Source organism: Bradyrhizobium sp. WSM2254 (genome assembly GCF_000472645.1).
GTDB classification, from domain to species: domain Bacteria; phylum Pseudomonadota; class Alphaproteobacteria; order Rhizobiales; family Xanthobacteraceae; genus Bradyrhizobium; species Bradyrhizobium niftali.
The window spans coordinates 89,477-103,066 of record NZ_AXAB01000033.1 but is presented as its reverse complement, the minus strand read 5'-3'; the positions used below and the strand labels follow the sequence as shown (position 1 = coordinate 103,066).

13 protein-coding genes are annotated in these 13,590 nt (G+C 65.9%); 12 read left to right on the top strand and 1 reads right to left on the bottom strand.

What is annotated here, in order from left to right:
• Positions 1-601 precede the first annotated feature (601 nt).
• The 4 genes from A3M7_RS0124410 (at position 602) to A3M7_RS0124395 (ending at position 3,297) form a co-directional block, all read left to right on the top strand.
• A complete protein-coding gene (locus A3M7_RS0124410) occupies positions 602-1,156 on the top strand; it encodes a TetR/AcrR family transcriptional regulator (RefSeq protein WP_027546258.1) in 555 nt (184 codons plus the stop codon).
• Positions 1,157-1,207: 51 nt separating this feature from the next.
• On the top strand, positions 1,208-2,401 hold the full coding sequence (locus A3M7_RS0124405) for an MFS transporter (RefSeq protein ID WP_027546257.1): 1,194 nt from the start codon (positions 1,208-1,210) through the stop codon (positions 2,399-2,401).
• A gap of 128 nt (positions 2,402-2,529) precedes the next feature.
• Entirely contained in the window at positions 2,530-2,949 is a 420-nt protein-coding gene (locus tag A3M7_RS0124400) for a DUF4118 domain-containing protein (RefSeq protein WP_027546256.1), read from the top strand.
• Positions 2,950-3,087: 138 nt separating this feature from the next.
• Positions 3,088-3,297 carry a hypothetical protein gene (locus A3M7_RS0124395; protein ID WP_027546255.1) on the top strand — a complete coding sequence of 70 codons (210 nt, stop codon included), beginning with the start codon at positions 3,088-3,090 and terminating at the stop codon, positions 3,295-3,297.
• A gap of 257 nt (positions 3,298-3,554) precedes the next feature.
• On the opposite strand, the gene A3M7_RS0124385 is transcribed toward A3M7_RS0124395, so the two are convergent.
• Entirely contained in the window at positions 3,555-4,532 is a 978-nt protein-coding gene (locus tag A3M7_RS0124385; RefSeq protein ID WP_027546254.1) for a LysR family transcriptional regulator, read from the bottom strand.
• Positions 4,533-4,652: 120 nt separating this feature from the next.
• On the opposite strand from A3M7_RS0124385, the gene A3M7_RS0124380 reads away from it, so the two are divergent.
• From A3M7_RS0124380 to rpe, 8 genes are all read left to right on the top strand, one after another.
• On the top strand, positions 4,653-5,690 hold the full coding sequence (locus A3M7_RS0124380; protein ID WP_027546253.1) for a class 1 fructose-bisphosphatase: 1,038 nt from the start codon (positions 4,653-4,655) through the stop codon (positions 5,688-5,690).
• A gap of 11 nt (positions 5,691-5,701) precedes the next feature.
• Complete coding sequence (locus A3M7_RS0124375) at positions 5,702-6,577, top strand: phosphoribulokinase (RefSeq protein WP_027546252.1); 876 nt, start codon at positions 5,702-5,704, stop codon at positions 6,575-6,577.
• Positions 6,578-6,593: 16 nt separating this feature from the next.
• The gene (gene tkt, locus A3M7_RS0124370) at positions 6,594-8,612 is read left to right on the top strand and encodes a transketolase (protein WP_027546251.1); all 2,019 of its coding nucleotides are present in this window, start codon (positions 6,594-6,596) and stop codon (positions 8,610-8,612) included.
• Positions 8,613-8,624: 12 nt separating this feature from the next.
• The gene (gene fba / locus A3M7_RS0124365) at positions 8,625-9,710 is read left to right on the top strand and encodes a class II fructose-bisphosphate aldolase (RefSeq protein ID WP_027546250.1); all 1,086 of its coding nucleotides are present in this window, start codon (positions 8,625-8,627) and stop codon (positions 9,708-9,710) included.
• 31 nt (positions 9,711-9,741) lie between these two features.
• Positions 9,742-11,202 carry a form I ribulose bisphosphate carboxylase large subunit gene (locus A3M7_RS0124360; RefSeq protein ID WP_027546249.1) on the top strand — a complete coding sequence of 487 codons (1,461 nt, stop codon included), beginning with the start codon at positions 9,742-9,744 and terminating at the stop codon, positions 11,200-11,202.
• Positions 11,203-11,213: 11 nt separating this feature from the next.
• The gene (locus A3M7_RS0124355) at positions 11,214-11,618 is read left to right on the top strand and encodes a ribulose bisphosphate carboxylase small subunit (RefSeq protein ID WP_027546248.1); all 405 of its coding nucleotides are present in this window, start codon (positions 11,214-11,216) and stop codon (positions 11,616-11,618) included.
• Positions 11,619-11,717: 99 nt separating this feature from the next.
• A complete protein-coding gene (cbbX, locus tag A3M7_RS0124350) occupies positions 11,718-12,650 on the top strand; it encodes a CbbX protein (RefSeq protein ID WP_027546247.1) in 933 nt (310 codons plus the stop codon).
• Positions 12,647-13,384, top strand: a complete 738-nt coding sequence (rpe, locus tag A3M7_RS0124345) for a ribulose-phosphate 3-epimerase (protein ID WP_027546246.1) — start codon at positions 12,647-12,649, stop codon at positions 13,382-13,384. Before cbbX ends, rpe begins: the two co-directional genes overlap by 4 nt.
• Positions 13,385-13,590: the final 206 nt, after the last annotated feature.

The window sequence follows — 13,590 nt, the reverse complement described above, 5'->3', positions numbered from 1 at the left end:
CAACCACTGCGCAGGGAAGGCCGAGTGATTGGCTACACCTGTATGCTGCTGTGCGGTTTTCTGCGTGTGCCTTTTGCGCAGCAGACCGCGGGTGCTAGGTCAGCACCCGGCCTTCCCTGCGCCCTCTTGGACAAAGAGGGTGGAGAGACGAAGCAAAGCTCGGGCGAATTGCGCCGCGAGAACGGGAAGGCATGTCTGCATCCAACTGCTCGCTGTCATCGCCCGGCTTGACCGGGCGATCCAGTACTCTGAGACGGCGGTGATTGAATCGAGAAGCTGCGGCGTACTGGATTCCCCGCCTGCCGCCTACGCTAAGGCTTCGGCGCCCCTGGACCTCAACCCCGGCGAAGCCTTGGCGTAGCCGGGTCGCGGGGAATGACGGTTGTATCTGGAGGACGAAGTCGATGCCTCATGCTCCGTCATTGCGACAACGAGCGCCACTCCATCACCGTCAGGCAACGGCATGCCGCCAGTCTCTCCCCCAATCACAACCAGGTGTCTTGATTAGGAAACAATCATTCCCTATTATCCCGCAATGCAAAAATCCGCCCGCCGATCGCAAGCTGTAGCTCAACCACCCGGCCGTCCCCGGGAGTTTGACATGGACACTGCCCTGGACGGGGCGGTGCGGGTGTTTTGCGAGCGCGGCTATCATGCCACGTCGATCGGAGACCTCACCGCCGCGATGCGGCTTGCCACCGGCAGCGTCTACAAGGCGTTTCGCGACAAGCATGCCGTGTTCCTCGCCGCCTTCGAGCGCTACGCCACGGTGCGCCGGGAGCAGACCCGCGGCGCGGCCGCGCGCGGTGCGAACGGCCGCGAGCGGCTGCGCCATGTGCTGCTGTCCTATGTCGAGCACTCCCAGGGCCGCGAGGGGCGCCGCGGCTGTATCGTGGTCGGCAGCGCGGTCGAGCTCTCCGCGGTCGATCCGGTGGTCCGCGCCCGCGTCAATGCGCAGCTCGCGACCAACGAGAGCTTCATCGCCGGCCTCATTCGCGAAGGCCAGGCGGACGGCTCGATTCCCCGCCATGTCGCGGCCGACGACACCGCGCGGCTGATGATCTGCATCACGCAGGGAATGCGCGTCGTCGGCAAGGCGCGCCTGCCACTGGACGGGACGCGCCTCGTCGGCGTCGCGATGAAACTGCTCGCCTGAATTCCTGTCATATTAGGGAACGATCGTTCCCAATCTATGGAGACCGTGTCGATGACGATGAATGCCACCATCGAGACCGCACCCGAGCCGGATGCGGTGTCGCAGCGCCTGACCTTCGTGCTTGCCGCGGCCTGTGGCATGGTCGCCGCCAATATCTACTATGCCCAGCCGCTGATCGCCCCGATCAGCGCTGCGCTCGGCCTGTCGCATGCCGCCGCCGGGCTGATCGTCACCATGACGCAGATCGGCTACGGCACCGGGCTGCTCTTCATCGTGCCGCTCGGCGACCTCGTCGAGAACCGTACCCTGATCTGCTCCGTCATCACGCTCGGCGCCGCGGCGCTGCTCGCCGCCGCGTTCGCGACGCACGCGCTGCCGTTCCTGATCGCCGCGCTGTTCATCGGGCTCGGCTCGGTCGCGGTGCAGATCATCATTCCCTATGCGGCGCATCTGGCGCCCGAGGCCATCCGCGGCCGCGTCGTCGGCAACGTCTCGACCGGTCTGATGCTCGGCATCATGCTGGCGCGGCCGGTGTCGAGCTTCGTCACCGCCGCGTCGTCGTGGCATGCGGTGTTCTTCGCCTCCGCCGCGCTGATGATCGTGCTCGCAGCCGTGCTCTGGATGGTGCTGCCGACGCGCAAGCCCGTCGCGCGCATGCATTACGGCACGCTTCTGCTGTCGATGCCGCATCTGGTGCGCACCATGCCGCTGCTCCGGCGCCGCGCGCTCTACCAGGCGAGCCTGTTCGGTTGCTTCACCCTGTTCTGGACGGTCGCGCCACTCCAGCTTGCCGGCGCGTTCGGCTTCTCCCAGCGCGGCATCGCGCTGTTTGCCCTCGCCGGTGTCGCCGGCGTGTTCGCCGCGCCAATCGCGGGACGGCTCGCCGATCGCGGCTATAGCCGCATCGCGACGCTGATTGCGATGCTGCTCGCGGCTGCGGGCTTCCTCGTGACCTATATCGGCGCGGCCGGCTCGATGCTGAATCTTGCCTGCCTGGTGGTGGCCGCGATCGCCATCGATATCGGCGTCCAGGGCAACGTGGTGCTCGGCTTCCGCGCCATCTTCGCGCTCGGGCATGAACATCGCAGCCGCCTCAACGGCCTCTACATGGCGACGTTCTTCGCCGCCGGCGCTGCCGGCTCCGCGATCGGCGCCTGGGCCTTCGCGCAAGGCGGCTGGGCCCTCGCATCGGGAATCGGCCTCGCTCTGCCCGTCGCGGGCCTGCTCTATGCGGCCACGGAGTAGCGGTGAAAATTGTGCGATGCGGCTGTTTACCAAACGGTCGGGCATGCGTTTTCCGCCTCGCGATTTTCCTTCCGCTGTAGTACTTTGGTCGCAAGCGGGCCCAGTTAACGGGCGGCAGGGGGAGGCTGATGAGACGTGCGGGGCTGTTTGCCGTACCGCGGGTACGGCCATGGTCGTGGCAGGCGTTTCTGCTGGGATTAGTCGTCGTCGGACTATCGGCGGTGCTTCAGGGCATCTGCGTCGCGCTCGGCGCAAAACTCTATTTCGCGGCGTTTCTGCCCGGCCTGTTCGTGCTCGGACTAGTCGCGGGTGCGCCGGCGGCGGCATTCGCCGCGCTGCTCACCGTTCCGCTGGTGTGGTGGGCGTTCATTCCGCCCTTCTTCGAGTTCACCCCGCTGTCCAGCGCCAATGCGGATTCCATCAACCTGTTCTGCCTCCTCGCCGTGCTCCTGATCGGCCTTGCCGATCTCTGCCGCGAAACGATGTCGATCATCAGCCGCGGCGGGCTGACGCGTTCGGGCGAGAGCGCGGCAACGAATTCGCAATAAATCGGCGATGCGCGCGCGCCGACGTTGCGCCCGCGCAACAGTCCGGCAACCATTCGCGAGCTTGCCGCGCGCCGCTAACTTTTCGAAAAAGATTTGGCCGCAATTTCTCCCCCGGGAATGACGAGGGAGTTTTCGGACATGAACGGCCAAGCAAACGGGCACGCCATCCTGGAGAACGTGCGCCGCTATCGCGGCATCGCATCGCTCTATCGCCAGACCGCTGCATTCCGCCCGGGCCAGAGCTGGTCGCTGCTGGAGCAGGCGAAGGATTGGGAAGCGCGGGCGCTGTCGGAGCTGGAAGCCTATTTCGCCACGCGCATGGATTACGCCGCTCCGCGCGCGGCCTGATCGTTAACCATCGCCGCAACGAGATCGCCGGCGAACATCGGCGATCGCCGGTTCTGGTCGGGAGCGGAATCCGTGGCGACTACGGGGTTACCCCGGCGCCTGCGTATGATAGCAAGCCGCCCGGATCTCCTTCACGTCGGCCGGGGGCGAGCGATGACCACCTTCAACCGCATCTTCACGACAGAGCGCCTGCTGCAGATCATCGTCATTCTCGCGGCGACGATTGCAATGAAGCTGATGGGGTAAGCATCGGCGGGCTAGCGCTCGCCGAACTCCGGCACGTCGGGCAGATAGTTCGACCCCTCCGAGCCCAGAAAATCGAACATCGCCTGCGCCGGCGGCAGCAGCACCTTGTCGCTGCGGCGGATCACGTACCATTGCCGCACGATCGGCAGGCCGGCGACGTCGAGCACGATCAGGCGGCCCTCGGCAAGCTCGTGCGCCACGGTGTGGGCCGAGATAAAGGCGATGCCGAGCCCGGCGATGACCGCCTGCTTGATGGTCTCGTTGCTGCTCATCTCCATGCCGATGACCGGCTCGAGGTCCGACTTCTGGAACATGCCCTCCATGAGCGTGCGCGTGCCCGATCCCGGCTCGCGGGTGAGGAAGGTCTCGTGCACGAGGTCGGTCAGGCTGAGGCCGGAATCCTTCTCCAGCCAGTGCCCCTTGCGGGCGACGATGATGTGCGGATTGCGCCCGAGCTGACGGACGTCGACGCTGACGTCGGCCGGTGGCCGACCCATCACCGCGAAATCGAGGTCGTAGCCGTGCATGGCCTCGCGGATCTCCTCGCGATTGCCGATGGTCAGCCTGATCTCGATCTTCGGGTACCGCTTGGTGAATGCCGCAATCGCATGCGGGACGAAATACTTCGCGGTCGAGACCGCGCCGAGATGCACAGTGCCGCCGGTCCGCCCGGCGAGCAGGTCGAGCGCGCCCTGGCAGTCCATAATCGCGGCTTCGACGCGTTCGGCGAGCGCCAGAACCTCCTTGCCCGCCTCCGTCAGCAGCATGCCGTCGCCGGTTCGCTGCACCAAAGGCAGGCCGGCGAGGTCCTGAAGCTGGCGCAACTGCTGGGTCACGGCCGGCTGCGTCAGGCCGAGATGGCCGGAGGCCGCCGTCACGCTGCCCTTGGCTGAAACCGCCGCGAGCGAGCGAAGCTGCCGGATCGTCAGATGCCGGAGCTGCGCCGCTGCATGGCCAGGGCCATTATAAGAAAATTCTTTGGCGCTCATTATGAATAGAAATTTTCCTTATTAAGCCACCCCTGTCAATCTCCTCATGCCGGGACCGACCGCGACCTGCCTCCACCCTGGAGGAAAATGGATGCGGCGCCGGCCAGGGGATGGACGCAGATGACCGGGCAACTCAGGCTGGACGACCACCTTCAACGGTACTCGGAGACCGCGCCCTTCGCGCTGGCGGTGGCGACCGCGGTCGATGCCATCGCGGCGGCGGCGATCGAGATCGCCGACCTCATCGGCACCGGCGATCTCGCGGACGCCTCGGGCCTGACCACGGGCCGCAACAGCGACGGCGACGTCCAGCGCGATCTCGACGTCCAGGCGGATGCGATCCTGCGCCGCTGTCTCGGCAAGCTGCCGATCGCAGCGCTGGCGTCGGAGGAGATGCGCGAGCCGCAGATCGTCGACCGCGCGGCCAGGATCTGCGTCGCGATCGATCCGCTCGACGGCTCCTCCAACATCGACATCAACATGACCGTCGGCACGATCTTCTCGATCCTGCCCGCGCCTGACGATCTCGCGCTCGCCTTCCATCAGCGCGGCTCGGCGCAGCTCGCGGCGGGCTTCGTCACCTACGGTCCGCAGACCTCGCTGGTGCTGACGCTCGGCGACGGCGTCGACATCTTCACGCTCGATCGCAAATCCGGCTGCTTCCGCCACGCGCGCAGCGCCGTGCAGATCTCCGAGGCGGGCGAGGAGTTCGCGATCAACGCGTCCAACCGCCGGCATTGGGATCCTCCGGTGCGCGCCTTCATCGACGAGTGCCTCGCCGGCGTCGAAGGCCTCGCCAATCACGATTTCAACATGCGCTGGATTGGCTCGCTGGTCGCCGAGACCTATCGCATCCTCACCCGCGGCGGCGTGTTCCTCTATCCCTCGGACGCGCGGCCCGGCTATGGCGACGGCCGCCTGCGCCTCACCTACGAGGCGCATCCGATGGCTTACATCATCGAGCAGGCCGGCGGCTCGGCCTCGACCGGACGCGAGCGCATCCTCGATTTGTCGGCGCAAAGCCTGCACCAGCGCGTGCCGCTGATCATGGGCTCGAGCAACGAGGTGCGGCGCGTCGAAGAGTTGCATTGCGATCCGCTGCTGGTTGCCAGCGTCTCGGCGCCGCTGTTCGCGCGGCGCGGCTTCTTCCGGCTGTGAGGAGGGGACACATGTCCAGGAAGCATCCGATCATCTCCATCACCGGCTCCTCCGGCGCGGGCACGACCTCGGTCAAGAAGACGTTCGAGCAGATATTCTTCCGCGAGAAGGTCAACGCCGTCTACATCGAGGGCGACGCCTTCCATCGCTATGACCGCGCCGAGATGCGCACGCAGATGGCGAAGGAGGCCGAGCGCGGCAACAGGCACTTCAGCCATTTCAGCCCCGAGACCAACCTGTTCGAGGAGCTGGAGCGTGCCTTCCGCGACTACGGCGAGACCGGCACGGCGGTGACGCGACACTATGTGCACGATGCCGAGGAATCCGCGCTGCACGGCGCGCCTCCCGGCACCTTCACGGAATGGGAGCGGCTGCCGGAGAATTCGGACCTGCTGTTCTACGAAGGCCTGCACGGCGCCGTCGTCACCGACAAGGTCAACGTTGCGCGCTACGCCGACCTGAAGATCGGCGTCGTGCCCGTCATCAATCTCGAATGGATCCAGAAGCTGCACCGCGACCGCAGCGCGCGGGGCTATTCGACCGAAGCCGTCACCGACACCATCCTGCGGCGGATGCCGGATTACATCCACTACATCTGTCCGCAATTCACCGAGACCGACATCAATTTCCAGCGCGTGCCCACGGTGGACACCTCCAATCCGTTCATCGCGCGCTGGATCCCGACGCCGGACGAATCGATGGTCGTGATCCGCTTCAAGAACCCGCGCGGCATCGACTTCCCGTATCTGCTCTCGATGCTGCCGCACAGCTGGATGTCGCGCGCGAATTCGATCGTGTGCCCCGGCGCCAAGCTGGACCTCGCGATGCAGCTGATCCTGACGCCGCTGATCATGCAGCTCATCGAGCGCAAGCGAAACCTGAAGTGAACAAGGAGAGAATGCGATGAACATCTCCGTCCATGCCGAAGCCGACCTCACGGCTGTCGCACATAACGATCTCGCCAACGCCGTCCGATTCCTCGCGGTCGATGCCATCGAGAGATCGCAGTCCGGCCATCCCGGCCTGCCCATGGGCATGGCCGATGTCGCGACCGTGCTGTTCTCGCGCTTCCTGAAGTTCGACTCGGCGCACCCGAACTGGCCGGATCGCGATCGCTTCGTGCTTTCCGCGGGCCACGGCTCGATGCTGCTCTATGCACTGCTCCATCTCACCGGCGGCGCCGTCAGCCTCGATGACATCAAGGCCTTCCGGCAATGGGGCTCGAAGACGCCGGGCCATCCCGAATACGGCCATACGCCAGGGGTCGAGACCACGACGGGGCCGCTGGGGCAGGGGATTGCCACGGCCGTCGGCATGGCGCTCGCCGAGCGCATGGCCAATGCGCGGCATGGCGATGGGCTCGTTGACCACTTCACGTATGTCATCGCGGGCGACGGCTGCCTGATGGAAGGCATCAGCCAGGAGGCGATCTCGCTTGCCGGCCATCTCGGGCTCGGCCGGCTGATCGTGCTGTTCGACGACAACGGCATCTCTATCGACGGGCCGACGTCGCTTGCGACATCGGACGACCAGCTCGCGCGCTTCGCAGCCTCCGGCTGGTCGGTGCGCCGCGTCGATGGGCACGATCCCGAAGCAGTTGCGCAGGCGATCGCCGAAGAGCGCGAGACCACGAGGCCGTCGCTGATCGCCTGCCGCACCGTCATCGGTTATGGCGCACCGGACCGGCAGGGCACGGAGAAGGCGCATGGCGCCCCGCTCGGCGCCGAGCAGACCGCGGCGGCGCGCCGGACGCTCGGCTGGGATTATCAGCCGTTCGTGGTGCCGATCCCGATCCTCAAGGCGTGGCGCATGATCGGGCAGCGGGGACAGGTCGAGCGTCTCGCCTGGCTCGATCGCTATGAAAGTGCTTCGCCCGAGCAGCGCGATCTGTTCGTCGAAGGCAAGGTCGTCGCCCTGCCGGCCGCCTATGCGCTGGCCGCGGCGAAATTGCGCGAACGCTTTGCGAGCGAGCGGCCGAAGCTCGCGACGCGGCAGGCCTCGCAACAGGTGCTCGACGGCATCGCCGGGACAATTCCCGGCCTCGTCGGCGGCTCTGCGGACCTGACGCATTCGAACCTGACCCATGCCAAGGCGCAAACTCCCGTCAAGAGTGGGGCGTTCGCCGGCGACTACATCCACTACGGCATTCGCGAGCACGGCATGGCCGCCGCGATGAACGGCCTCGCGCTGCACGGCGGCTTCATTCCCTATGGCGGCACGTTCCTCGCGTTCTCCGACTACAGCCGGCCGGCGATCCGCCTTGCGGCCTTGATGCGGCTGCGCGTCATCCACGTGATGACGCACGACTCCATCGGTCTCGGAGAGGACGGCCCGACGCACCAGCCGGTCGAGCATCTCGCCGCGCTGCGCGTGATCCCGAACCTCCTGGTGTTCCGCCCCGCCGATGCGGTGGAGACGCTGGAGGCCTGGGACTGCGCCCTTGCGGCGGAGCATCGTCCCTCCGTGCTCTGCCTGTCGCGGCAGGCCTTGCCGACGTTCCGCAGTGATGCGCGCGGCAGAAACCGTGTCGCGCGCGGTGCCTATCTCGTGGTCTCGCCGGATGGCGGCCGCGATGTGACGCTGATGGCGACCGGTTCGGAAGTCTCGATCGCGCTGGAAGCCGCCCGCCTGCTCGCGACCGAGCACATCCGCGCGGCCGTGGTCTCGGCGCCCTGCTTCGCGCTCTTCGAGGAGCAGCCGGAGGATTACCGCGCCGCCGTGCTCGGCACCGTGCCGCGTGTCGGGATCGAGGCGGCCGTGCCCGGCGATTGGCCGCGCTGGATCGGCGCCGACGGTGAATTCGTCGGCATGCGCGGCTTCGGCGCTTCGGCGCCGGCGCCGGTGCTGTATCGCGAATTCGGCATCACGCCGCAAAACATTGCGGAAGCCGCCCGCCGGGCGATCGCCCGCAAGAGCCAATAAGGAGGACGACCCTTGGCCCGTATCACCCTTCGTCAACTGCTCGATCACGCCGCCAGCCACGGCTACGCGGTGCCGGCGTTCAACATCAACAACATGGAGCAGGGGATCGCGATCATGCAGGCGGCCGCCGAGGTCGATGCGCCCGTGATCATCCAGGCCTCGCGCGGCGCGCGCAGCTATGCCGGCGATCTCATGCTCTCCCACATGATCGACGCGCTGGAGCGGACTTATCCCGACATCCCGCTCTGCATGCACCAGGACCACGGCAATGACGAGGCGACCTGCGCGTCCGCCATCGCGCACGGCTTCACCTCGGTGATGATGGACGGCTCACTGAAAGCCGACGCCAAGACCGCGGCCGATTACGACTACAACGTCGCGATCACCCGCCGCGTCGTCGATCTCGCCCATTGGGTCGGCGCCTCGGTCGAAGGCGAGCTCGGCGTGCTCGGCTCGCTCGAACATGGCGGCGGCGAGCAGGAGGACGGTCATGGCGTCGAGGGCAAGGTCAGCCACGACCAGCTGCTGACCGATCCCGACCAGGCCGTCGATTTCGTCCGCGCGACGAAAGTCGATGCGCTGGCCATCGCGATGGGCACCTCGCACGGCGCCTACAAGTTCAGCCGCAAGCCCGATGGCGATATCCTGGCGATGCGGGTGGTCGAGGAGATACACCGCCGGCTGCCGAACACGCATCTCGTCATGCACGGCTCGTCCTCGGTGCCGCAGCCGCTCCAGGACATGTTCAACCAGTTCGGCGGCGAGATGCCGCAGACCTGGGGCGTGCCGGTGGAAGAGATCGTGCGCGGCATCAAGAGCGGTGTGCGCAAGGTCAATATCGACACCGACTGCCGCCTGGCGATGACCGCGGTGTTCCGGAAAGTGGCCGCGCAGGCGCGCTCCGAGTTCGATCCGCGCAAATTCCTCAAGCCGGCGATGGACGCGATGCGCGAGCTCTGCCGCGAGCGCTTCGAACAGTTCGGCACCGCGGGCCACGCCAGCAGGATCAAGGTCGTTCCCTTGAGCGAGATGGCGCGGCGCTATCGCGCCGGCGAGCTCGACCCGCGCGTCGACGCCCGAGAGTCAGTCGCCGCCTAGTCATTCAGAGAGAGAAGAACAGGAGAGAGTCATGAACGCACATACCGGCACGGTTCGCGGCAAGGAGCGCTATCGCTCGGGCGTCATGGAATACAAGCGCATGGGCTATTGGGAGCCCGATTACACGCCAAAGGACACCGACGTCATCGCGCTGTTCCGCGTCACGCCGCAGGAAGGCGTCGATCCGATCGAGGCGTCCGCTGCGGTTGCCGGCGAGTCCTCGACCGCGACCTGGACGGTGGTGTGGACCGACCGGCTGACGGCTGCCGAAAAATATCGCGCGAAATGCTATCGCGTCGATCCGGTGCCGGGCACGCCGGGCTCGTATTTCGCCTACATCGCCTACGATCTCGACCTGTTCGAGCCGGGCTCGATCGCCAACCTCTCGGCCTCGATCATCGGCAACGTGTTCGGCTTCAAGCCGCTGAAGGCGCTGCGGCTCGAGGACATGCGTTTCCCCGTCGCCTATGTGAAGACGTTCCAGGGGCCGGCGACCGGCATCGTGGTCGAGCGCGAGCGGCTCGACAAGTTCGGCCGGCCGCTGCTGGGCGCAACCGTGAAGCCGAAGCTCGGGCTTTCGGGGCGCAATTACGGCCGCGTGGTCTACGAGGCGCTGAAGGGTGGGCTCGACTTCACCAAGGACGACGAGAACATCAACTCGCAGCCCTTCATGCATTGGCGCGATCGCTTCCTCTACTGCATGGAGGCGGTGAACCGTGCGCAGGCCGCTTCCGGCGAGGTGAAAGGCACGTACCTGAATATCACCGCGGGAACGATGGAGGACATGTACGAGCGCGCGGAATTCGCCAAGGAGCTCGGATCGTGCATCGTCATGATCGACCTCGTGATCGGCTACACCGCGATCCAGTCCATGGCCAAATGGGCCCGGCGCAACGACATGATCCTGCATCTGCACCGCGCCGGTCACTCGACCTATACGCGGCAGAAGAGCCACGGCGTGTCGTTCCGCGTCATCGCCAAATGGATGCGGCTTGCCGGAGTCGATCACATCCATGCCGGCACGGTGGTCGGCAAGCTCGAAGGCGATCCGAACACCACGCGCGGCTATTACGATGTCTGCCGCGAGGATTTCAACCCGACCAAGCTCGAGCATGGCTTGTTCTTCGACCAGTCCTGGGCGAGCCTCAACAAGATGATGCCGGTGGCCTCCGGCGGCATCCATGCCGGCCAGATGCACCAGCTGCTCGATCTCCTGGGCGAAGACGTCGTGCTGCAGTTCGGCGGCGGCACGATCGGCCATCCCATGGGCATCGCGGCGGGCGCGATCGCCAACCGCGTGGCGCTGGAGGCGATGATCCTCGCCCGCAACGAGGGCCGCGACTACGTCCATGAAGGGCCGGAGATCCTGGCCAGGGCGGCCGAGACTTGCACGCCGCTGAAGGCGGCGCTCGAAGTCTGGAAGGACGTCACCTTCAACTATCAATCCACCGACACGCCGGACTTCGTGCCGACCGCGCTCGAAACCGTTTGAGGAGACGCAACATGAAACTCACCCAGGGCTGCTTTTCGTTCCTGCCCGACCTCACCGACGACCAGATCGCCAAGCAGGTGCAGTATTGCCTCGCCAACGGCTGGGCGGTGAATATCGAGTTCACCGACGATCCGCATCCCCGCAACACCTATTGGGAGATGTGGGGCCTGCCGATGTTCGACCTCCAGGACGCCGCCGGCGTGATGATGGAGCTCGCCCAATGCCGCAGGGTGTACGGTGACCGATACATCCGTATCAGCGGCTTCGATTCCAGCCATGGCTGGGAGTCGGTGCGAATCTCGTTCCTGGTCAACCGGCCGCCGCAGGAAGCGGAATTCGAGCTGGTGCGCCAGGAAGTGGGGGGGCGCGCGATCCGCTACACCACCGTGCGCAAGGCGCCTGCACACGTGTCCTAGTCATCCGTTTCCGCGCGGAGCTCTCCCTGCTCCGTATCCTTGGCGGACCACTGCTTCGCCGCTTCCCCCCGCGGCGAAGCTCTTTTCTTCGAGGTGCCGATGCTTGATGTGCCCCATGCGACGACCGCCGAAGGCGGCGAGACCAATTTCGATCTCCGCAAGGAAGCCGAAGCGGCCGGGATCACGGATACGCTGCAGCAGCTCGAGCAGGAGCTGGTCGGCCTCCGGCCGGTCAAGAACCGCGTACGCCAGATTGCCTCGCTCCTGCTGATCGAGCGCATCCGGCAACGTGCGGGCCTCGCCTCCGCGCCGCCGACGCTGCACATGTCGTTCACGGGCAATCCCGGCACCGGCAAGACCACCGTGGCGCTGCGCATGGCGAAGATCCTGCACGGGCTCGGTTTCGCGCGGCGCGGTCAGGTGATCTCCGTGACGCGTGACGACCTCGTCGGCCAGTATATCGGCCACACCGCGCCGAAGACGAAGGAGATCCTGAAGAAGGCGATGGGCGGCGTGCTGTTCATCGACGAGGCCTATTATCTGCACCGGCCGGACAATGAGCGCGACTACGGCCAGGAGGCGATCGAGATCCTGCTTCAGGTGATGGAGAACCAGCGCGAGGATCTCGTCGTGATCCTTGCGGGCTACGGCGAGCGAATGACCAGCTTCTTCGCCTCCAATCCCGGCTTCCGTTCGCGCATCGCCCACCACATCGAATTTCCGGACTATGCGGAAGCCGAGCTGCTCGTCATTGCCGAGCTGATGCTGAAGGAGCGCGGCTATCGCTTCTCGGCGGCCGCGCGCGAGGCGTTCGAGAAGTACATCGCGCTGCGCCGGACCCAGCCGTTCTTCTCCAACGCGCGCTCGATCCGCAATGCCGTCGACCGCATCCGCTTGCGGCAGGCCGATCGCCTGGTGTCCGATCTCGACCGGATGCTCGAAATTGCCGATCTCGAAACCATCGATCCCGTGGACGTGCTGGCAAGCCGCGTCTTCAGCGGCGGGGCCGACGTGCGGAGTGCAAAGCCATGACCAGCGAGATCCTTATCGCGCCCTCGATCCTGGCCGCAGACTTCGCCCGTCTCGGTGAGGAGATCGCAGCCATCGACGCGGCCGGCGCCGACTGGATCCATTGCGACGTCATGGACGGACATTTCGTCCCGAACATCAGCTTCGGCGCCGATGTCATCAAGGCGATCCGGCCGGTGACGAAGAAGATCTTCGACGTGCATCTGATGATCGCGCCGGTCGACCCTTATCTCGAGGCGTTCGCGAAGGCCGGGGCCGATGTCATCACCGTTCATGCCGAAGCGGGCCAGCATCTCGACCGCACGCTGCAGGCGATCCGCGCGCTCGGGAAAAAGGCCGGTGTCAGCCTGTGCCCGGCGACATCGGAAGGCGCGATCGGATACGTGCTCGATCGCGTCGATCTGGTGCTGGTGATGACGGTCAATCCGGGCTTCGGTGGCCAGTCCTTCCTCGAATCCCAGCTCGACAAGATCAGGCGCATTCGAACCATGATCGGCGACCGGCCGATCCGGCTCGAGGTCGATGGCGGCATCACGCGCGACAACGCTGCTGCCGTGGCCGCCGCGGGTGCCGATACGCTCGTGGCGGGTTCCGCGGTGTTCCGCGGCAAGAGCAGCGCCGACTATGCCGGCAATATCGCGGCCATTCGCGTCGCCGCGGAAGCGGGCCGGGTTCCACAATCGCAGGATAATTCCGCGCAGCCGCTGCGTGTCGGCGAAAGCGCGCGTCTCCGGTAGACTACGGAAGCCGTGCACTCCAGGTGTCGCTTGTGCCAACGCGTGCCACTTTGCTCCGGGGTTCCACGGAACTTGCCTCACAAGGCGATCGGATTCCTTCAGGCCGGGGTAACCACCGCGTCCGAGGCGAACGTTCGATTAACGCCCGCGCAATGCTAAGAGTCTCAATCTGCGGTTCAGGAACGCGAGATATCTGCGGGCATGAG